This window comes from Comamonas sp. F1-6 (genome assembly GCF_039581415.1).
In the GTDB taxonomy this organism is placed as follows: domain Bacteria; phylum Pseudomonadota; class Gammaproteobacteria; order Burkholderiales; family Burkholderiaceae_C; genus Comamonas; species Comamonas thiooxydans.
This window is the reverse complement of the sequence record NZ_JBCPWN010000021.1, coordinates 19810-40099: the sequence shown is the minus strand read 5'-3', so window position 1 is coordinate 40099 and position 20290 is coordinate 19810. Positions and strand designations below refer to the sequence as shown.

Sequence of the window (20290 nt, the reverse complement as noted above, 5' to 3'; positions counted from 1 at the left end):
ATGACTCCTTCTTACCCTGTGGGCTTGATCTGGCTGCGGCGCGACCTGCGTCTGGCCGATAACGCGGCCCTTTATCACGCATTGCAGCAATGTGAAAAGCTGTATTGCGTCTTTGTCTTCGACGACAGCATTCTTGCCGCCCTGCCCCGCGCCGACCGCCGCGTGGAGTTCATTTGCCAGAGTCTGACCGAGCTGGATGCCGCCCTGCGCGAGACCGCGGGACGTCCGCAGACCGGGCTGATCACGCGGCGCGGCCTGCCCCAGGACCTCATCCCTGCCCTGGCCCGGCAGCTGGGCGCGGGCGCCGTCTTCTGCAACGACGACGACGAACCTGCGGCCATCGCCCGCGACGCCCAGGTGGCGCGCAGCCTCAAGACCCAGGGGCAGTTGCTGCTGCGCTTCAAGGACCACCGCATCTTTGCGCGCGACGAGGTACTGACCCAGAGCCTGTCGCCATTTTCGGTCTTCACGCCCTACAAGAACGCCTGGCTGCGGAAAATCACACCGTTCTATCTCTCGGCCTACCCCAGCGAGCGCGATCTGGCGAGCAAGCTGGCCGATCTGCCGGACACCGAGCGCCGCCCGATTCCCACGGCCGCCGAGCTGGGCTTTGCCCCGGACACGCTGGCCGGCCTGCGCCTACCCACCGGCGTCAGCGGCGCGCGCCAGCTGCTGGCCGACTTTCTGCCACGCCTGCCGCAGTACAAGACGGCACGCGACTTTCCGGCCCTCAAGGGGCCCAGCTATCTCAGCGTACATCTGCGCTTTGGCACTGTGTCGATACGCGAGCTGGCCCGCCTCGCCCATGAGGCGGCCCACAACGAGGACTGGTCTGCCGCGGCACGCGAAGGGGCGGCCACCTGGCTCAGCGAGCTGATCTGGCGCGACTTCTACTTCCAGATCCTGGCCCACCAGCCTTATGTGGTGGAGCGCAGCTTCAAGCCGGCGTATGACGCCATCGAATGGGAGACGGGAGCCGAGGCCGACACCCTCTTCGCCGCCTGGTGCGAAGGCCGCACCGGCTACCCGCTGGTCGATGCCGCCATGCGCCAGCTCAATACCAGCGGCTATATGCACAACCGGCTGCGCATGGTCACGGCCAGCTTTCTGGTCAAGGACCTGGGTCTGGACTGGCGCCGGGGCGAAGCCTATTTCGCCGAAAAGCTCAATGACTTCGATCTGGCGGCCAATAACGGCGGCTGGCAATGGGCGGCCTCCACGGGCTGCGATGCCCAGCCCTGGTTCCGCATCTTCAACCCGGTGACCCAGAGCGAGAAGTTCGATCCGGACGGCAAGTTCATCGTGCGCTACGTCCCCGAGCTGACGCCCTTGCCGGCCAAACTGCGGCATGCCCCCTGGCTGGCCAAGCCGCTGGAACTGGCCGAAGCAGGCATCGCACTGGGGCGCGACTATCCCTTGCCCGTCGTGGATCATGCGGCGGCGCGGGAGAAAACCCTGGCGCGCTACGGAATCCTCAAGAAAGAAACTTGAGCTTTCCTGGCTCCAGGCCCTGCGGAGCTCCACATCCGGGTGTACTCGGCTGCCAGCCGTCCAATAGGCTGTCACTCAAAAAAGAAGCGGCTTGCGCACGGCCTTCATGTATTTCAGATCAATATCAATCTGAAATGCAATCTGGATCAGCGCAAGCCGCTCTGTTATGAGGAGCAAACCTTATTCGACAGCCACTCCCGACTCCTCGGCCGCAAACCCGTTGAGCGGGCTGCGCTCAGGCGCGGGGCCGCTGCGCTGCAAAGCGTAATGCTGGATCAGCCCCAGCAGTTCCTCATCGGAATAAGGCTTGCCCAGATAGTGATTGGCTCCCAGATCGCGGGCCATTTCGCGATGCTTCTGGGCAATGCGCGAAGTGATCATGACCACCGGCATGCCTTCGAGCGTCTGATCGGCGCGGATATTGCGCAACAGATCAAAGCCGTCCATGCGCGGCATTTCGATGTCCGACAGCACCAGGGTCGGGCGCTCGTCCTGCAGACGCTCCATGGCTTGCAGCCCGTCAGCGGCCAGCGTGACGCGGTAGCCTTCGCGCTGCAGCAGACGCTGGGTGACGCGGCGCACGGTGATGGAGTCATCCACCACCAGCACCAGCGGCACCGTGGTCTGCGAAGCTTCGGCGCCCAGCAGATCGGCACCGCCTGAGAGAGCCTGCAGTTCGCCATCGGCTGCGGCCTGCTCGGCCCTGGCCAGCATGGCACGCACCTGCTCGCCATGGACGTTGGCCAGCGCCACCGGGTTGTAGATCTGCACCACGGCCCCCGAGGGCAGCACGGACATGCCGGTAAGGCCTGGCAGACGCGACAACTGCGGGCCCAGGTTCTTGATCACCACTTCCTGGTTGCCCAGCACTTCGTCCACATGCAGCGCCACACGCTGCGAGGCACTGCGCACAATCACCACGGGGCGCGTGCGACCGAGGTTTTCCTCGCTGCGCAGCGAGTTTTGCCACAGCGCGCCGGCCCAATAGAAAGGCATGACTTCGCTGCCGTCCTGGAACTCCTGCTTGCGGTAGCTCTCCTCCAGCACATCGACGGGCACGCGACGCACGATTTCCACCAGGTTGGCGGGCACGCCCATGGACACGGCGCCCATGCGCAGCATCACCACCTGGGTCACGGCCGTGGTCAACGGCACAACCAGACGGAAGGCGCTGCCGCGGCCTGGCTCGGTATGGGTTTCGATACGACCGCCCAGGGCGTTGACTTCGGAACGCACCACATCCATGCCGATGCCGCGGCCGGCAACACCCGTCACCTCGGCGGCCGTGCTGAAGCCCGGCTCGAAGATCAGGCGCCCCGCGTCTTCCAGCGTCATATGACGCTCGTCGGTCCACAGCTTGAGGCTGATGGCCTTGGCGCGAATCCGTTCCAGGTTCAGACCGGCCCCGTCGTCTTCCACGGACAGCGCCACGTCGTTGCGCTCCTGACTCAGCACGATCTCGATGGTGCCGACAGCCGGCTTGCCCAGCTCCTGGCGCCGCTCGGGCGACTCGATGCCATGAGCCACGCAGTTGCGCAGCAGATGCTCGAAGGCCGGCATCATGCGCTCCAGCATGCCGCGGTCCATTTCGATGGTGCCGCCCAGGATGTTCAGGCGCACCTGCTTGCCCATTTCCTTGGACGTCTGGCGCACCACGGCGTACAGACGCTCGGCAAAGGAGTCGAACTCCACCATGCGCGTGCGCAGCAGATCTCGCTGCAGATCACGTGCCTGCCGGCCCTGGGCCACCAGATCGTCTTCGGCAGCGGCCAGATCCCGCTGCAGATTGCGCTGCACGGTGGCCACGTCGTTGACCGATTCGGCCATCATGCGCGTGAGTTCCTGCACGCGGGTGAAACGGTCGAACTCCAGCGGATCGAAACCGGCTGCCGTGTCCTTGGACAGGGCCAGACGCGACTGCATCTGACTTTCGGCCTGCACCTCAATGTCGCGTAGCTGCGTGCGCAGTCGCTCCAGGTTGCCCGTCAAGTCATTGAGCGCCGAACGCGCCTGCGACAGCCGCGCATCGACACGCGAGCGGGCAATCAGCACTTCACCGGTCTGGGAAATCAAGCGGTCCAGCAGCTGCGCCCGCACACGCACGGTCTGCTGCGACGCAGGACGCGGCACCACCGGCGCCGGCAGCTCAATGGCCTGCTCAAAATCTGCGGCAGTCTTTTCTCCGGCTTGAGCATCCGCTGCTTGCTCTACAGCAGACTCCGCCGCACTCAGATGCAGAGGCGCCTGAGCAAGAAGATCGTCCAGTTGAGCCAGCGGCTGCTCGGGCTCCTGCTCACCGGCCATGCGCAGCACATCGAAGCTGGCTTGCAAAGCGTCAAAGCTGCTCAGCAGCGGCTCGATCGCTTCGGCTGCGGGACGCTCCTGGTCAATACGCTCCACCGCCGACTCCAGGCGGTGGGCCATCTCACCCATGCGCATGGCGCCCGCCAGGCGGGCACTGCCCTTGATAGTGTGCAAAGCGCGCAGGGCTTCGTTGCGAGCCTCATCCAGCGTCGGGCGCCCATGCCAGCGGCGCAGTGCAGCACCGAGCTTGGGCAGCAGGTCGATGGCCTCTTCCTCGAAAATGGGAAACAGGTCGGCATCGACCTGATCGAGCACATCGATATCGTCTTCGTCATCACCGGCATGCACCGCCAGCGCGATGGCTTCATCGATGCGGCGCTGCAGTTCGGCCTCATGCTCCACGCTGCCTGCGGCAGGCACCATGGAATACGGTGCCTGATCTGCGGCTTTTAACACGGCATCCAGCAACGGGTCGGCTACCGATGCTCCCGCGTCTTCTTCGGCCACATCCTTGAGTCCATCACCCGCAAGCTCGGGCAAGGCCCCATCCTGCGAAAGCTCTGCAGCAAAGTCCAGAGGCAAGTCCTTGGGATCTGCAGGCGGCTGCAGCGCCTGCACCTCGGGCCACTCGGCCTCATCCAGCTCGGCCAGATCGGACAGCTCAAGATCGGCAGTTTCAGCTGCTGCACCGGCATCGATCGGAGTATTCAGGATTTCACGCAGCGCGTCTTCGACAGCGGGTAAAGCGTCCTTGAGGAAGCCTGCCGCAAACTGATGCAGCAAGCGGCGCACTTCATCGGATGCGGTCACGCATTGCTGAATCTGCAGCGCGCCGGCATAGCCCTGAGGCTGGAGATGCAGCAGTGCATGCTCGAGCAAACGCGCCAGCTCCGACAAGGCCTTGAAGCCCACGGTGCCGGAGCTGCCTGCCAGGGAATGCGCCAGCGCGATCGCGTCGTCGGGAATGACGGCAGTTGGCTCTTGCGACCACTGCTGCAACACCTCACCCAGTCGCTCTGACCACTCGTCTGCTTCGTTGAGATAGACGTTGTACAGCGCTGCGCTGATGCGCAGCCCGTCTATATTGCGATAGCCGTCGTCCGGCTCACCTGTCTGTTCGGTCTGTTCGGTCTGTTCGAGCACCGGCTCAATCGCCGAGACTTCGGGCTCCGGCAGCTGAGCGGGTTCTTCGGCCACGACGGGATCGGGCACGCCATCCAGCAAGGCTTCAATGGCCTCCAGCTCGATCGCAGCCTCTGCAGACGGCAGCTCGAGCGCCATCTCCACAGCGGCCGGCACCCCGGTAGCTGCGTCCATGGCGGGGGGCTCCACGGCAGTCTGCATGTCTATGGCAGCCTGCTCGCTTTCACGCATGGCCGCTTCGAAGGCGGCAAAATCCAGCTCCTGCACCTCTTCTGCCGCAGTGATTTCCTGCAGCGAAGGCTGAACCTCCCCGGCGCCCTCTTCTATCCACTCGGGCTCTGCCGCCGACTCCAGAGCAGGCAATGCGGACACGTCAAGCGCATCGGGTGCCTGAAGCTGATGCAGCAGATCGTCAGGAATATCCAGTTCCGGCAAGGCAAAGTCGGCTGCTGCCGCCTCCAGCTCAGCCACCGGCTCCTGATCTGGCTGCGCAGACAGCTCTTCTTGCGGGAACTCCAGCTCAGGCATCGCAAATACGGGCTCTGCGGCCACGGTCTGTGGCTCCAGTGGCCACTGCAGCTCGGCGATCGGCTCGGACGCTACAGGCAGCTCCAGCACGGGCGCATCCGCAGCGGCTGCCGCCTCGGCCGACTCCAGGCGCTGGGCGCGCTCGCCACGACGCGGAACCAGGGCCACCTCGGCACGCTCGCCCTGCAGACGCATGGCGTCGGCGGCGGCACGGAAGGCCGTGGCCGACCAGTTCTGCGCCTGCTGGTTCTCGATATCCTGTGCCCAGACGGCAAAGGCCTTCAGGGCATCCTGAGCCAGCTGCTGCATGGCCTGCGGCATGGGTCGCTGCTCTGCCAGCCATGCATTGAGCATCTGCTCCATGGCCCAGCCGGCTTCACCAAACTCATCCAGCCCCACCATGCGCGAGCTGCCTTTGAGCGTGTGGAACGCACGGCGCAGCGTGGTCTGCTCGCTCAGATTGCCGGGCTCCTCCGCCAAAACCTTGAGGGCCTGCAAGCCGTTATCCACGACTTCGCGGGCTTCCTCCAGAAAGATGGACAGAAGCTCATCGTCGCCGTCCAGATCTACAGTGTTCAGTTCGGCTGCCGGCACCGTAGCAGCCGCAGGCACGACCTCCGGAGCTGCGACTGCCGCTGCCAGATCCCGAGCGCCCCCCGCCTCGTCAGTTGCCTGCTTGCCCGATTGCATGCCCGCAAACACCTGAGCCATGGCATCGGCCAGGGCATCGGAGCCAACGCCGGCCGACTCTGCCACGGCTGGTGCGGGTGCTGCCTCAAACTCGGGCAAGGCACCTGGCTCGGTCACTGCCCACGGCGGGGTGTCCTCGTCCTCGATGTGCCTGACTTGCAGCTGCTCTGGCTGCGCCACAGCAACGGGAACTGGTCTCACTTCGACAGGCGGTGGCGGTGCGGCGACCGAGGGCTCCACTGCCAAAGCAGCAATCACGGCAGCCGACGCGACCGGAGTCTGTCCAGAAGACGGTACGCCATCCATGGGAATATCCACGGTGGGACGGAAGGCTTCGGGGCCGCGACTGCGGCTATGACCCATGACGATGCGCAGTTCGTCCTTTTCCTCGTCATAGACGAACAGCTTGCGCGCCATATTGCGCTGGTAGCTGAGCATGTCGATGAGAAAGCCCATGGCGCCGAGACTGCTGCCCAGCTTCTCGAAGATGCGAGGCTGATTCTCGACCGTCACCTCACCGAGCATCAGGTGCTCGACGGTGTCACGCATGCGCTGCATGGCGGTCGCGGCCTGCTCGAATCCCAGCACCGACAGCACACCACGCATTTGCGCCATCTGGCCCGGTACCGAGGCCAGCACCGATGTGTCCGCGGGATTGCGAAAGAACAGATCCAGCTGCTTCTCTGCCTCGCCAAGGGTGATGCGCAGCTCTCCAACCACCGATCCCATGGTCTGCTGGTCGCTGGCCTGACGGTAGAGCTCCTCCATCCAGATTTCCAGCGGCTCGGACTGCGCGCCATGCAAAGCCGCATCCAGACGCTGGACCAGCACGCTGGACTGGGCGGCCTGTATTTCGTCGTCATGCCCGGCCGTCATGAAGCTGGCCTGCAGATACAGCACCGCAGTCGCCACCTCCATGGCCAGCTCGGCTGGTGGCGGCTCGCCAATGCGCTCCACCGTCTCCGCCACACGAATCAGCGCGCGCGCCAGCCCGTGGCTGACAGGCTGCAGCTTGACCAGCGACTCGGACACCAGTCCGAACTGCTCGGCCATGGATCTGATCTTGCTGCGGTCGCCGCCGGCGACCGCTGACCAGGTCTCGGCGGCGGCCGCAATGCGCTTGCGCGCCTGCACCAGCACCGAGGGATCGAAGCGGCCATAGCGCGCCACGTGGTAGTCCACCACCGGCATCTGCTCCATGGCATAGGCCTCGTGTACGGCCTTCAGACTCTCACCGGCCTGCTCGCGGGGCTTGGCCTGCGCGCAAAAGAACATCAGGTCCTGCAGCAGGCGTGCGGGTGGCAGGCTGTCGCCCTTGGCCATGCTGGCGTACTGCATGAGCACGCGCGAAGCCATGCGCTTGACGTAGATATCGGCAGTGATGAGTCCACGTGCCAGGCCGTCGAAGAAGGCCGCAGCAATCTTCCAGAAACTGCGCGCCGCCACATCTTCGGACTGAGCTGCCGCAAAGCGCCGGCAAAGCTCGCACATCTGGGCTGCCGCCTCGCGGTCGTCGCTTTTGACCATGCGCAGCACCACGCCGTCCAGCATGGCACGTGCATGTGGACCATAGGCCAGCGGCTCCGGCATGGTCCCGGTCCAGCGGGGCTCGCGTGCACGGCGCTCGGCAGGCCATAGGTCAGCCGGGTGGGCCTTGTCATTGCCGGCCAGCACCTGGGTCTCACGATACTGGGGGAACAGGGCTACGGCCGAGACCTGCTGACCGGCCAGAACGGCCTCCAGAAATTCCATCAGCGCGAAGTGCGTGCGCTCCAGCGTGGTCGCGGCTTCCTGCGTGCAGTATTCGGGACGCTGTACAAAGCGGTTGACCGCAGCTTCCATGCTGCGCAGCACCTGAGCCGGGGCGGTGACCCCCACCATCTCCAGAGCGCCGCAGGCCTGATGCAGCTGCTGGCGTGCAATGCGCAGTGCAGATGTATCCAACTCCTCTAGATCAGACAAACGGGCCGCATCCGCATCGCGCATGAAACGGCTCACAGCCTTGGTCGCTGCCTCCAGCGACTTGCGCACTTCATCGAGCACCCAGGCCAGCGGGCCCAGATCCTGCTCTGCAGTTGCAGACATGGCTGTACGTATTGGCGAGTCGTCAACCACTGACATGCTCTAGTTCCTTAACCCTCAAGGGTCGTGCTTTTTTATGAGAGAAAGAGCCAGTCAAATCAGGCAATCTTGAATCGGGAAACAGACTGACGCAGCTCTTCAGCCATGTGGGAGAGCTCTCGCACCTGCTGCGCGGTGGTGCGGGTTCCCTCACCGGTTTGCTCGGTCACGGCAAAAATGTGCTGAATGTTTTCCGCCACGCCGTTGGCCATGTTGGCTTCACGTGATGTGGAGTTGGAAATCTGCTCGATCAGCTCGGCCAGTCGGCGCGACACGCTGTCGATTTCAGACAGTGCAGTACCAGCAGAGTCGGACAGACGAGCCCCTTCCACCACGCCCTGGGTAGAGCGCTCCATGGCGGCCACCGCATCCTGAGTGTCGGTCTGAATGGCCTTCACCAGCGCGGCAATCTGTCGCGTGGCGTCTGCGGAACGTTCGGCAAGGCGCTGCACTTCTTCCGCCACCACCGAGAAGCCGCGACCTGCTTCACCTGCAGACGCAGCCTGAATGGCGGCGTTCAATGCGAGCACGTTGGTCTGCTCGGTAATGTCCGAAATCAGTTCTGTAATTTCACCGATCTCCTGGGACGACTCACCGAGACGCTTGATTCGCTTGGAGGTATCCTGAATCTGGTCGCGGATGGAGTTCATGCCGCCAATGGCGTTCTGCACCGCCTTGAGACCCGAGTCCGCAGCCTGCAGCGATTGACGGGCCACCTGGGCCGATTCCTGCGCCTGAGCCGAGACATTGTTGATACGGCCGGCCATGTCCAGAATCGACTTGCCGGTTTCGCGAATTTCATGCAGCTGCTCGTTCGATGCAGCCAGCAGCTCGGTCGAGGTGACGTCCACCTGCTCGGTGGTCTGGGCCACGCGGGTCACCGTGTTCTGCACCGATCCCACCAGAGCGCGCAGCTCTTCCACCGTGTAGTTCACCGAGTCGGCAATCGCGCCCGTGATGTCCTCGGTCACGGTGGCTTCCTGCGTCAGATCGCCCTCGGCCACCGATTGCAACTCGTTCATCAAACGCAAAATAGCCGCCTGGTTCGCGTCGTTGATGCGCTTGGCTTCCTGCTCCTGCAAACGGGCATCGACCTGGTGACGCTCGGCTTCCTGCTGGCGCGCCCGGCTGTCCAGCAGTTGCACGCGCGAGATGCCGATACCGCTCAGAACCGCGGTCAAAATGGCGATGGCCAGCAGCGCCAGCTGCAGCATGCTGGCCCCGCCCAGCCCCTGCAGCGCCGTCTGCAACTGCTCCAGCTGCTGACGCAGCGGTTCGCTGTCATTGTTGATGCTGGTCTGCGCTTCCCGGGCCGACACCAGCCCTTGCAGATTGCCCAGAATGGCACTGGCCTGGGTACGCGTATCGTCGTATTGCTTGATCAGCGTCTCCAGCTGTTCACGCACCTGAGGATCACGTGCAGCCGACAGCCGCATTTCAGCGCTGCCGTTGAGCAGACCTTCGGAGATTTCCTTGAAGGAATTCAAGTCCTTGCCCAGCAGGAAAACGGCCTCGGGACTCACGCCCTCCAGGGTCTGGAATTCGTTGGCAGACTTGGCAATACGCTGAGTCAACATCACCAGCTGACCGGCAGCAGAGATCTCGGCTGCGCCAGCGCCTTGCTGCAGCTTCAGCGAAGAAATGGTTTCCGCAGTTTCCAGCAGATCGGAGGACTGACGGTTGATGGTGCGCAGCGCGTCGCCCACTTGAGTCAGAGTCTTTTGCTGTCCGAGAATCAGCCCGGCGCTCTTTTCCGCTCGCTCCATCAGGGTGCTGATGGAGCTGAGCTCGTCCTGCAAACCACCACCCAGCGCGTTCACGCCCAGATCGGAATCGCCGGCAGCCAACGCTCGCACGTTACGCGCCAAAACACCGGCGCTGTCCTTGACGTCGGCAAACGCAGGAGCGGCTCCCGTCATGGCGATGGAGACCGACTTGGCCAGACGTTGCGACTGCATCAATGCCTGGCCGGTCGCCGCCAGTTGCTGGTTGGAGTTGCCTGCTTCGCGCAGCATCCATGCCGACAGCACCACCAGCACCAGCACCGAGCCACCCAGCAAGGTAAACAAGGTGCGCTGATGCTTGGCAGTCGTGGCCGTACCAAGAATAGGCAGGCTCACCAGTTCGTCCGCGCGACTGGCCTCCTCGACGCCGAAGACGGAAGGGGCCCCCTGCACGCTATTGAGCGATCCGTCGTACATATCCTGTACGACCGTATCTCCCATCATGCCGCTATCACCACTGACGGCAGCCGCGATGGGCTTGCGTCGGAACAACTGATTTATTTTCTGTGCAAAGGACATAGCGCTGTATCCAGGAACCTCAAGCACGAATGCTCAAAAATTTGGCGGTTTGAGACAGGGACTGCAATTTCAGCTCCTGCCAGCGGCGGCCGCTCGCATCGATATGGACGGCTCCGAAGAAACTCGGGGAACGCTCAGGCGCAGGCTCGGCCTTGGAAAACGCGTCTGCGGCACGCAGGCCCAGCAGACGATCGGCCAGCAGGGCCGCGTTGACCTCCAAGGCAGGGTTGAAGGCCAGCAGGCTGCAGTCCATCAGTTCCTGCTCATTGCGGACACTTCCATGCCCCAGCAATTGAGCCAGGTCCACCACCCCCATCAAAGCACCGCGCAGATTGGCGATGCCCAGAAACCAGGCCTGTGTGTATGGGACGGGCTGAACGCCGGTCCAGGGAAAGATTTCTCCTGCCTGATTCAGCGGCAGCAAATAATCCCGCCCGCCAGCCTGCACTGCCAGCCAGGTAGCAACGCTGACGCCTTCGCTGCGTGCTGCCTGCAGGCGCCCGGCCAGACGGGATTGAAGATCTCGGAGGGCTTCACGGTTCGCCATAAGCAGCGCGGCTCGTTATAGCGCTGCGATCTTGGCTTGGAGCTCGGCGGCATCCACGGGCTTGGTGATATAGCCACGTGCGCCCTGACGCATGCCCCAGACCCGGTCGGTTTCCTGATTCTTGCTGGTGCACATGATGATGGGCACATCGGCATACAGGGGATCGCGAGAAATGGCGCGGGTCAGCTGAAAGCCGTTCTGTCCAGGCATGACCACATCCATCAGGATCAGGTCGGGTTTGTCTTCGGCCAGGCGCTTCATGGCTTCCTCGCCATTTTCCGCGGTACGCACCTGCATGCCCTGCTTTTGCAAAATATCGCTCAGAGCCATCAGCTCCGTCTTGGAATCGTCAACGACCAGAACTTTTTGAATTGTCATCATGCAGCTCCCACATCTGCAGCTTGCAGCGCGAATTGTTGTACGGCTTGCAGCAATTGATCTTTGGTAAACGGTTTGGTCAGATAGTCCTGGCAGCCCACCATGCGACCGCGAGCCTTGTCGAATACACCGTCCTTGGATGACAGCATCACGACGGGCGTATTGGCAAAGCGAGCATTGCGCTTGATGATGGCGCAGGTCTGATAGCCATCGAGTTTGGGCATCAGAATGTCGCAGAAGATGAGCTGGGGCTGGTAGTCATTGACCTTGGACAGGGCATCGAAGCCATCGTCGGCAAGAAGAACTTCGTGACCACCTTGCTTGAGGAAAATTTCAGCGCTGCGGCGGATGGTGTTGCTGTCATCCACGACCAGAACGCGCAAAGGCGCACCAGATGCTGTCACGGTGAAATTCCTCCCAATTCGGTCGTTGATGGAGTGAGCGACTCTTGCACTCAGATTTCCACCATTTCAAAATCTTCTTTGCGTGCACCGCATTCCGGGCATGTCCAGTTCATGGGCACATCTTCCCAGCGGGTGTTTGGAGCAATTCCATGTTCGGGGCAGCCTTGGGCTTCGTCATAAAGCCAGCCACAGGTCAAACACATCCAGGTTTTAGGGTCAGTCACAGCTTAAAGGGGCTTCACATAGAATGCAACGATTGTATCTAGTCACAACCCCGGCTCCCACCCTTGCATTCCCGGGTGCAAACTGGGGTGCGCCATGGCATTGAACCCCATCTCCTCCACTCCCCCTCGCCGCACCCGCCAGGAAGAAGCGACAGAATCAGCACCCGTCTGCGTGCTGTCTTTCAACAGCAGTGACCCCAGCGGAGCCAGCGGGCTCTCGGCCGACATCGCCACCATCTCCTCCATCGGCGGTCACGCACTGCCCGTGGCCTGCGGCGCCTACGCCAGAGACACGGCCCGCATCTACGAGCACTTTGCACTCGACGATGACGCGGTGACCGAGCAGGCGCGCATGGTGCTGGAGGACATTGCCGTCACCGCCATCAAGGTCGGCTTTGTAGGCAGCCCTGCCAACCTGGCCGCCATTGCCACTATCTCATCGGACTACCCCGACATTCCCATCATCAGCTACATGCCGGACCTGTCCTGGTGGGAGGACGACAAGCAGGATCAGTACCTGGATGCGTTCAAGGAGCTTGTCCTGCCTCAAACCTCGGTGTTGGTTGGAAACCACAACACGCTGTGGCGCTGGTTGCTGCCAGAATGGGAAAACAGCCGTGCGCCCACGGCGCGCGACATCGCCATGGCCGCCGAGGCGCTGGAAGTGCCTTATGTGCTGGTGACCGGCATCCCCCTGCCCGACCAGTTCGTGGACAACGTGCTGACCACGGCCCAGTCCGTATTGGGCAACAGCAAGTACGAGATGTTTGACGCCACGTTCACAGGTGCCGGTGATACGCTGTCCGCTGCGATTACGGCCCTGCTGGCCACCGGCAACGATCTGGGCGCCGCGACGCTGGAAGCGCTGGAATACCTGGACCACAGCCTGGATGCCGGCTTTCGCCCCGGCATGGGCCACTATCTGCCCGATCGCCTGTTCTGGGCCCAGCCCACCGAGGACGAGGAGTCCGAAGACGAGCAGGCCGAAGACGCCACCGATGACGAACCCGACTCCAAGCCGATTGAAGGCTTTGTGATTCCCTCTCATGACACAAAACACTGATCTGAATACTGCATTGTTCGAGCGCGCCAAGGGCGTGATCCCCGGCGGCGTGAACTCGCCCGTGCGCGCTTTCGCCGCCGTGGGCGGCACGCCCCGCTTCGTGAAACGTGCGCAAGGAGCTTATTTCTGGGACCAGAACGATCAGCAGTTCACCGACTACATCGGCAGCTGGGGCCCCATGATCCTGGGCCACGGCCACCCCGAAGTGGTCGAGGCCGTGCAGGCCGCCGTGCTCGAAGGCTTCAGCTTCGGCGCCCCCACCGAGCGCGAAGTCGTGCTGGCCGAGAAGATCCGCGCCCTCATGCCCAGCATGGACATGGTGCGCCTGGTCAGCTCCGGCACCGAAGCCGGCATGAGCGCGCTGCGCCTGGCGCGCGGCTACACGGGCCGCAACAAGATCATCAAGTTCAACGGCTGCTACCACGGCCATGCGGATGCCCTGCTGGTCAAGGCCGGCTCGGGTCTGGCCACCTTCGGCGCCTCTTCCTCGGCAGGCGTGCCTGCCGATGTGGCCAAGGACACCATCGTGCTGGAGTACAACGACGTTGCTCAGCTCGAAGAGGCCTTTGCCAAGATGGGCAGCGACATTGCCTGCGTCATCATGGAGCCGATTGCCGGCAATATGAACTTTGTGCGCGCCTCGGTGGACTTCACCCGTCGCATCTCCGAGCTGACCCGCGAGCATGGCGCGCTGCTGATCTATGACGAAGTCATGACGGGCTTCCGCGTCGCCCTGGGCAGCGCACAAAGCCTGTATGCCAAGGAAATCGAAGGCTTTGCGCCCGACATCACCGTGATGGGCAAGGTCATCGGCGGCGGCATGCCCATGGCTGCCTTCGGTGCCCGCCGCGAGATCATGGAAAAGCTCTCGCCGCTGGGCCCCGTCTACCAGGCCGGCACGCTGTCGGGCAACCCCATTGCCACGGCCTGCGGCCTGAAGACGCTGGAGCTGATCAGCCGCCCCGGCTTCCACGCCGAGCTGCACCTCAAGACCGGCCACCTGATGCAGGGCCTGAAGGCCGAAGCCAATGCCGCCGGCATTCCCTTCAGCGTGGACTGGCAAGGCGGACTGTTCGGCTTCTATTTCCTGCCCGAGCTGCCAACGCACTACGCCCAGGTCATGAAGACCGACGGCAAGGTCTTCAACAAGTTCTACCACGGCATGCTGGAGCGCGGTCATTACTTTGCCCCGGCGCTGTATGAGGCAGGCTTTGTCAGCGCGGCGCACAGCGACGAAGATATCGACCGCACCATAGAAGCGGCCCGCGAAGTGTTCAAGACACTGTAAATCCCTGCCCGCCCAACAGGCCCCGCAGACCATGTCTGCAGGGCTTTTTCATTGGTGGCGGCGGACTGCGCCTGCACCGGCTTCAGCCGCAGCGGCTCGGCGTTTCACAGCCACGTCATGGACGCTTGCCACGCTCGCGTTTTTGTCAGCAATGAAAGCACCATGACCGACGAATCCAGCAAGCCGACGCTGCACAACCTGCTCAAAGACACTGCCGCCGAAGCCAGTGACCTGAACCGCCGCCGCTTTGTGCGCCAGATGGCCTGGAGCGCCGGCGCTATGTCCGTTCTGCCGCTCGCGGCCTGCGGCGGCGGCGATGACAGCCAGACAGAGGCCAAGCCGGCCGACCCCGAAGTCCGCTTCGTCCATGGCCTGGCCAGCGGCGATCCGCTGTCCGACCGCGTGATGCTCTGGACCCGCGTCACCCCGCCCGCCGGCCACCAGGCAGACATTCCCGTGCAATGGGAGCTGGCCAGCGACGCGGCGTTCGTCTCCATCGTGGCGCGTGGCGAGAGCAGCGCCACCGCCGCCAGGGACTTCACGGTCAAGATCGATGCAGCCGGCCTCAAGCCAGCCACGGCCTACCACTTCCGCTTCCGCGCCTATGGCGTGACTTCGGCGGCAGCACGCACGCGCACCTTGCCCACCGGCTCGGTGGCCCAGGTCAGACTGGCTGTCTTCTCCTGCGCCAACTACCCGGCCGGCTACTTCAATGTATACGCCGATGCCGCCAGGCGCAGCGACCTGGACGCCACGGTACACCTGGGCGACTACATCTATGAATACGCGCGCGGCGGTTATGCCTCGGCCCAGGCCGAGGCTATGGGCCGCCTGGTCAATCCTGCCGGAGAAATTCTCTCGCTGGCCGACTACCGTGAGCGTCATGCCCAGTACAAGAGCGATGCCGACCTGCAGGCCCTGCATGCCGCCGCGCCCATGATTGCCATCTGGGACGACCACGAATTTGCCAACGACACCTGGAGTGCGGGAGCCGAGAATCACCAGCCCGGCGAGGGCGACTTCGCCATGCGCAAGGCGGCTGCCATGCAGGCCTACCACGAGTGGATGCCCACGCGTACCGCGAGCGCCGAGCTGATCTACCGCAGCTTCGACTTTGGCGATCTGGTCTCGCTGCACATGCTGGACACCCGCGTGATAGGCCGCGACAAGCAGCTGGACTATGCGGATTTCATGACCTCTGCCGGCATCGACTCGGCGGGCTTCGCCACGGCCATGGCCAACCCGTCGCGTCAGCTGCTGGGTCAGACCCAGACACAGTGGTTGCAGCAGCAGATGGCGGCCTCCCGTGCCATCTGGCAGGTGCTGGGCCAGCAGGTGCTGATGGGACGCATGAACATTCCCGCGCCCATACTCATGGAGACCATTCAAGCCGGTGCAGGCGTATCGGTCTCGCAGTACGCAGCGCTGGTTGCCAAGGCGCAGACCGCGCCGGCCACACTCACGCCTCAGGAGCAGGCCATCCTGGCCCAGCCCTCGATTCCCTACAACCTGGACGCCTGGGACGGATACCAGGCCGCGCGCGAGACCGTTCTGGGCTCCGCGCGTCAGCTCGGCAAGAAGCTGGTGGTGCTGGCCGGCGACACGCACAACGCCTGGGCCAGCGAGCTGCAGGACATGAACGGCAAGGCCGTGGGCGTGGAGTTTGCGACCTCCTCGGTCAGCTCGCCGGGCTTTGAGGAATACCTGCCGGGCGAAGACCCCGCTACGCTGGCCGCTGCGCTGCAGCAGCTCATCAAGCCGCTCAAATACTGCGACACCTCGCGCCGCGGCTATATGCTGGTGACGGCCACGGCAGATGCCTGCCGCGCCGACTGGGTATATGTGAACACCATCAGCAACCGCCAGTTCACCGCCAGCACCGAAGCCTCCATGAAAGTTCTGGCCAGCGCGCCGGGGCTGCTGGTCAAGGCCTGATCCCCGGGCCGGCAAGGCGGAACAAGCCCGCCCTCAGGGCCGCTGAAAAGCGGCTCTGGCGCGCTCCACTTCAGCTCTGGTGATGCAGCCCGGTGCATGGTCGTTGACCATGCCCATGGCCTGCATCAGCGCATACATGGTGGTCGGCCCGACAAACTTCCAGCCGCGCTTCTTGAGCTCCTTGGACAGGGTTTGCGACTCCGGCGTCTGGGCCTGAATGGTCGTGCCTGTCGATGGCACAGCAGGCTGATAGCGCCAGAAGAACGCGGCCAGAGAGCCTTCGGCCTGGACCATTTCGATGGCCCGCTGGGCGTTGTTGATCACGGCTTCGATCTTGCCGCGGTGGCGCACGATACCCGCGTCCTGCAACAGGCGCTGCACATCGGCCTCGCCGAACTGCGCCACGCGATGAAAATCGAAACCCGCAAAGGCCGCGCGAAAGTTCTCGCGCTTGTTGAGAATGGTCAGCCAGCTCAGGCCGGACTGAAAGCCTTCCAGACAGAGTTTCTCGAACAGGCGCTGATCGCTGCCCACCGGAAATCCCCATTCGCGGTCGTGATAGTGCACATAGCCCGGCGTGGCCAGACACCAGCGGCAGCGCTGCTGGCCGTCTTCGGCGGACTGGGTGGGGGAGCGGGTCGGCGTGGTCTCGATGGGTTCGGTACTCATGCCCAGCACTCTAACCAATGCAAAAGCCCTGCAGAGCGTTCCCTGCAGGGCTTTTATTTTGATAGCTTCTTGCGCTTGACATCAAATGATTTCAGATATTAAACATATTGAAATCAATGAATATCAAGCGCTAACAGCTCACTTTTTATCTGCCTGGGCCAGGCGCGAATGGCGCATGCCATAGGCCATATAGATCACCGCACCAAGCGCCATCCAGCCCACAAAGCGCAACCAGGTCAGCGTGGTCAGATTCAGCATCAGATAAAAGCACAGCAGAGCCGAGAGCACTGGCAGCACAGGCACAAAAGGCACGCGGTAGCCGGCTCCGGCGTCGGGACGCTTTTTGCGCAGCACCAGCACGCCGATGCTGACCAGCACAAAGGCCGACAGCGTGCCGATGTTGATCATCTCCTCCAGCAGCTCCACCTTGGTAAAGCCTGCCAGCAGCGCCACGATCACGCCCACAGCCAGTTGCAGGCGAACCGGCGTCTTGCGCCTGGCCGATGTCACACCCCAGCTGCGCGGCAGCAGGCCGTCGCGGCACAAGGCCAGCAAGACGCGCGAGCTGCCCATCAGCAGCACCATGACCACGGTGGTCATGCCGATCAGCACGCCGACCGAGATGACCTGCGCCGCCCAGCCGGCGCCCACGGCAATGAATGCAGTGGCCAGCGACGGGTTCTCGGCCCTGGCCAGTGCCGTATAGGGCACCATGCCGGTCAGCGCCAGCGTGACCAGGATGTAGAGCACCGTCACCAGCACCAGCCCGCCGAGAATGCCGCGTGGCAGCGTGCGCTGCGGGTCCTTGACCTCTTCGGCCGAGGTTGCCACCACATCAAAGCCCAGGAAGGCGAAGAACACCAGCGATGCGCCCGAGATCACACCCAGCCAGCCATACTGGCTGGGCTCGGCACCGAACAACCAGGCCAGCATGGGCTGCCCCCACAGGTCACCGCTTACGCCATGAGCCACCACGGGCGGCTGTGCACTGGGTACAAAAGGCCTGAAGTTGTCGGTGTTCATATAGGTGAAGCCGACGACGATCACAAACACGGTGATCGCCAGCTTGATGACGGTGAACAGGTTGTTGACCTTGGCCGAGACCTGGGTGCCTGCAATCAGCAGGGCCGTGAACACGGCCACGATGAAGAACGGCCCCCAGTTCAGCGAGAAGCCGCCGACCTCGACACTCTGCGCGATCTCCAGCCCTGCCGTGGAGAACACGGCCGACAGATAGATGCCCCAGTACTTGGCCAGCACGGCAGCAGCCGAGATCATCTCCAGCAGCAGATTCCAGCCAATGATCCAGGCCAGGCCCTCACCCAGCGTCAGATAGGTATAGGTATAGGCGCTACCCGTGACGGGCACGGTGGAGGCGAACTCCGCATAGCACATGATGGCCAGCGCGCAGGTCGCCGCCGCCAGAATGAAGGAGAAAATCACGGCCGGCCCGGCAAAGCTGCCGGCTGCGCGAGCCCCCACCGAGAAGATCCCCGCGCCCACGGCCACGGCCAGGCCCAGAATCATCAGATCGAAAACACCCAGCGTGCGCTGGAGCTGCCGGCCCGGCTCGTCGGAATCGGCCAGCGCCTGTTCAATGGTTTTGGTTTTCAGCCACTGCATGCATATCCCCGGGCTTTGAGAACGTAAACACGTTCTTAGCCACGCTTTTGGCGCGGCGTCTTCGGCCCGGTCCTTTTTGTCAAAAAGGCATCCTAGGGATTTCACCAGTGATGCGCAGATTCCCTGCTGCATCACCAGTCCATCTGCATGTTTTGTGCAGGCCCGGCTGCACACCCATCTCAAAACAGACTAGTCAGGCCCGCGCTTCACGAAGCCTGCACCGCGCTCAAAAATCGCGCTGCAGTCCTGCATGCAAGCGAGCACTGACGCAGGATTCAAAAAGACCCGCGGCAGAGCAATCCTGCCCGGCTCAGATACGCGGAGGCTGTGGCGGCACATCGGCCGGGCGAATCAGCAGGCAGAGCACTGGCACCAGCAGCAGCGCAGTGACCACATCCAGCACATGGTGCTGATGCACCAGCATGGTTGAGGCACAGATTGCCGCGCTCCATAGCGCAATCAGCAGACACAGCCCCCAACGACCACGCTGCCATTGCGCCTGGCAGATGGCCAGACAGGTCAGCGCCGTGTAGACGATGTGCAAAGAGGGCAGCAGGTTGTGCGGCTTGTCCACCAAGAACATGGTCGCAAAAATGCTGCGATAGGGCTCGAATTCGGGAATCGCGCGCTCGAAGGCCAAATTTGCCGGAAACAGCACAAAAATCAGACCGCAGATCAGCGTACCCAACACCTGGCGCTTGCCCAGCGCCGCCGTACCGGGCTGCCCCACCAGCCAGAACGGCAGGGCCAGAAACGGGAAAAACGAGAAATAGACAAAGATGAATTCCGGCACCAGCGGAATCATGGCGTCCCAGCGCGTGATGAAGTCATAGCGCTGGTCGCGCAGGCTGGCCAGCCAGTTGGCCGTGGGATAGATCGCGTAGGTGGCGATGTTCACCCATATGGCCCAGAAGACAAAGCCACGCTGGCGAGCCGGACCAGCCCCGGATCCGTGGACTGCCTGATCGGCGGGACGAAGAGCGGGAGCACGCGCGGGTTTTGCCATGAGCGGATTATGAAAGCAAGGCCGGCCACCCTGCGTAGGCTGCAAAACAAAAAAGGCTAGCAGCGCAAAGCGCTGGCAGCCTTGGAATTCACGAAGGATCTCAGCAACCGTGCTTATTGAGCCGCAGCCGATGGCACCTGAGCCGACAGCACCCAACGGGCCATCTGCATAGAATCGGCCTCGCTGATTTGCGGGTGGCGCGGCATGATCACATTACCCCAGACACCCACGCTGCCGCTGCGAATCTTGTCTGCCAGATAGCTCTGGGCATCGGCTTGCAAGCCGTACTTCTGCGCGATCTCCGTAAAGCCAGGGCCCACAAATTTGCGGTCCAGACCATGGCAGCGCATGCAATCTGCGCCCTCCACCAGCTTTCGGGCCGCCGCCAGCTCGGGCTTGGCAGCCACCAACGCATCCGCCGCCTTCTCGGCCGTGCTGACCCGCATGATGCGCCAGCCGATATTGGCCACGCCCAGGGCCGACGCCAGCATGACCAGCCCGATCAGCCAGCCAATCCAGCGCGGCCTGGGCGGATAGTTTTCTTCGTCGTCGATGGGATCTGTCATACCAAGC

General features: G+C 63.1%; 14 protein-coding genes. 4 read left to right on the top strand and 10 right to left on the bottom strand.

Going from position 1 to position 20290, the window contains the following annotated elements:
* Entirely contained in the window at positions 1-1491 is a 1491-nt protein-coding gene (locus tag AAIL66_RS18980) for a deoxyribodipyrimidine photo-lyase (protein WP_343497452.1), read from the top strand.
* A gap of 180 nt (positions 1492-1671) precedes the next feature.
* Here the strand turns inward: AAIL66_RS18980 and AAIL66_RS18975 are convergent, their stop codons facing one another.
* From AAIL66_RS18975 to AAIL66_RS18950, 6 genes are read right to left on the bottom strand one after another with little or no spacing between them, the layout of a single operon-like run.
* The gene (locus AAIL66_RS18975; protein ID WP_343497451.1) at positions 1672-8277 is read right to left on the bottom strand and encodes an Hpt domain-containing protein; all 6606 of its coding nucleotides are present in this window, start codon (positions 8275-8277) and stop codon (positions 1672-1674) included.
* 59 nt (positions 8278-8336) lie between these two features.
* Positions 8337-10580 (bottom strand): methyl-accepting chemotaxis protein, encoded by a 2244-nt coding sequence (locus tag AAIL66_RS18970; RefSeq protein ID WP_034353939.1) that lies wholly within the window; start codon positions 10578-10580, stop codon positions 8337-8339.
* Between the two features lie 19 nt (positions 10581-10599).
* Positions 10600-11127, bottom strand: coding sequence for a chemotaxis protein CheW (locus AAIL66_RS18965; RefSeq protein ID WP_034353942.1), 528 nt, complete (start codon positions 11125-11127; stop codon positions 10600-10602).
* A 15-nt stretch (positions 11128-11142) separates the two neighbouring features.
* The gene (locus AAIL66_RS18960) at positions 11143-11505 is read right to left on the bottom strand and encodes a response regulator (RefSeq protein WP_003071159.1); all 363 of its coding nucleotides are present in this window, start codon (positions 11503-11505) and stop codon (positions 11143-11145) included.
* Positions 11505-11909, bottom strand: a complete 405-nt coding sequence (locus AAIL66_RS18955) for a response regulator (RefSeq protein WP_003071158.1) — start codon at positions 11907-11909, stop codon at positions 11505-11507. Before AAIL66_RS18955 ends, AAIL66_RS18960 begins: the two co-directional genes overlap by 1 nt.
* 50 nt (positions 11910-11959) lie before the next feature.
* On the bottom strand, positions 11960-12112 hold the full coding sequence (locus AAIL66_RS18950; RefSeq protein ID WP_034399566.1) for a rubredoxin: 153 nt from the start codon (positions 12110-12112) through the stop codon (positions 11960-11962).
* A gap of 115 nt (positions 12113-12227) precedes the next feature.
* Between AAIL66_RS18950 and AAIL66_RS18945 the strand changes: the two genes are divergently transcribed.
* From AAIL66_RS18945 to AAIL66_RS18935, 3 genes are all read left to right on the top strand, one after another.
* Positions 12228-13196: a bifunctional hydroxymethylpyrimidine kinase/phosphomethylpyrimidine kinase gene (locus tag AAIL66_RS18945; protein ID WP_012839730.1), complete on the top strand. Its 969-nt coding sequence runs from the start codon at positions 12228-12230 to the stop codon at positions 13194-13196.
* Positions 13180-14484 carry a glutamate-1-semialdehyde 2,1-aminomutase gene (hemL, locus tag AAIL66_RS18940; RefSeq protein ID WP_034353945.1) on the top strand — a complete coding sequence of 435 codons (1305 nt, stop codon included), beginning with the start codon at positions 13180-13182 and terminating at the stop codon, positions 14482-14484. Before AAIL66_RS18945 ends, hemL begins: the two co-directional genes overlap by 17 nt.
* Before the next feature lie 162 nt (positions 14485-14646).
* Positions 14647-16419, top strand: a complete 1773-nt coding sequence (locus AAIL66_RS18935) for an alkaline phosphatase D family protein (RefSeq protein ID WP_045838679.1) — start codon at positions 14647-14649, stop codon at positions 16417-16419.
* Between the two features lie 33 nt (positions 16420-16452).
* Here AAIL66_RS18935 and AAIL66_RS18930 read toward each other — a convergent pair whose 3' ends face one another.
* The 4 genes from AAIL66_RS18930 to AAIL66_RS18915 all read right to left on the bottom strand — a co-directional run bounded on the left by AAIL66_RS18930 (position 16453) and on the right by AAIL66_RS18915 (position 20283).
* Entirely contained in the window at positions 16453-17088 is a 636-nt protein-coding gene (locus AAIL66_RS18930; protein WP_034378230.1) for a DNA-3-methyladenine glycosylase I, read from the bottom strand.
* Between the two features lie 138 nt (positions 17089-17226).
* The gene (locus AAIL66_RS18925) at positions 17227-18711 is read right to left on the bottom strand and encodes an amino acid permease (RefSeq protein ID WP_045838641.1); all 1485 of its coding nucleotides are present in this window, start codon (positions 18709-18711) and stop codon (positions 17227-17229) included.
* Between the two features lie 310 nt (positions 18712-19021).
* Entirely contained in the window at positions 19022-19717 is a 696-nt protein-coding gene (locus AAIL66_RS18920) for a hypothetical protein (RefSeq protein ID WP_343497449.1), read from the bottom strand.
* A gap of 113 nt (positions 19718-19830) precedes the next feature.
* Positions 19831-20283, bottom strand: coding sequence for a c-type cytochrome (locus AAIL66_RS18915; protein ID WP_343497448.1), 453 nt, complete (start codon positions 20281-20283; stop codon positions 19831-19833).
* Positions 20284-20290: the final 7 nt, after the last annotated feature.

Excerpts from the sequence above, each read along its gene's own strand:
- AAIL66_RS18980 (WP_343497452.1), top strand. The coding sequence starts at position 1 with ATGACTCCTTCTTACCCTGTGGGCTTGATCTGGCTGCGGCGCGACCTG.
- AAIL66_RS18975 (WP_343497451.1), bottom strand. The coding sequence starts at position 8,277 with ATGTCAGTGGTTGACGACTCGCCAATACGTACAGCCATGTCTGCAACT.
- AAIL66_RS18970 (WP_034353939.1), bottom strand. The coding sequence starts at position 10,580 with ATGTCCTTTGCACAGAAAATAAATCAGTTGTTCCGACGCAAGCCCATC.
- AAIL66_RS18965 (WP_034353942.1), bottom strand. The coding sequence starts at position 11,127 with ATGGCGAACCGTGAAGCCCTCCGAGATCTTCAATCCCGTCTGGCCGGG.
- AAIL66_RS18960 (WP_003071159.1), bottom strand. The coding sequence starts at position 11,505 with ATGACAATTCAAAAAGTTCTGGTCGTTGACGATTCCAAGACGGAGCTG.
- AAIL66_RS18950 (WP_034399566.1), bottom strand. The coding sequence starts at position 12,112 with ATGTGTTTGACCTGTGGCTGGCTTTATGACGAAGCCCAAGGCTGCCCC.
- AAIL66_RS18945 (WP_012839730.1), top strand. The coding sequence starts at position 12,228 with ATGGCATTGAACCCCATCTCCTCCACTCCCCCTCGCCGCACCCGCCAG.
- hemL (WP_034353945.1), top strand. The coding sequence starts at position 13,180 with ATGACACAAAACACTGATCTGAATACTGCATTGTTCGAGCGCGCCAAG.
- AAIL66_RS18935 (WP_045838679.1), top strand. The coding sequence starts at position 14,647 with ATGACCGACGAATCCAGCAAGCCGACGCTGCACAACCTGCTCAAAGAC.
- AAIL66_RS18930 (WP_034378230.1), bottom strand. The coding sequence starts at position 17,088 with ATGAGTACCGAACCCATCGAGACCACGCCGACCCGCTCCCCCACCCAG.
- AAIL66_RS18925 (WP_045838641.1), bottom strand. The coding sequence starts at position 18,711 with ATGCAGTGGCTGAAAACCAAAACCATTGAACAGGCGCTGGCCGATTCC.
- AAIL66_RS18920 (WP_343497449.1), bottom strand. The coding sequence starts at position 19,717 with ATGGCAAAACCCGCGCGTGCTCCCGCTCTTCGTCCCGCCGATCAGGCA.
- AAIL66_RS18915 (WP_343497448.1), bottom strand. The coding sequence starts at position 20,283 with ATGACAGATCCCATCGACGACGAAGAAAACTATCCGCCCAGGCCGCGC.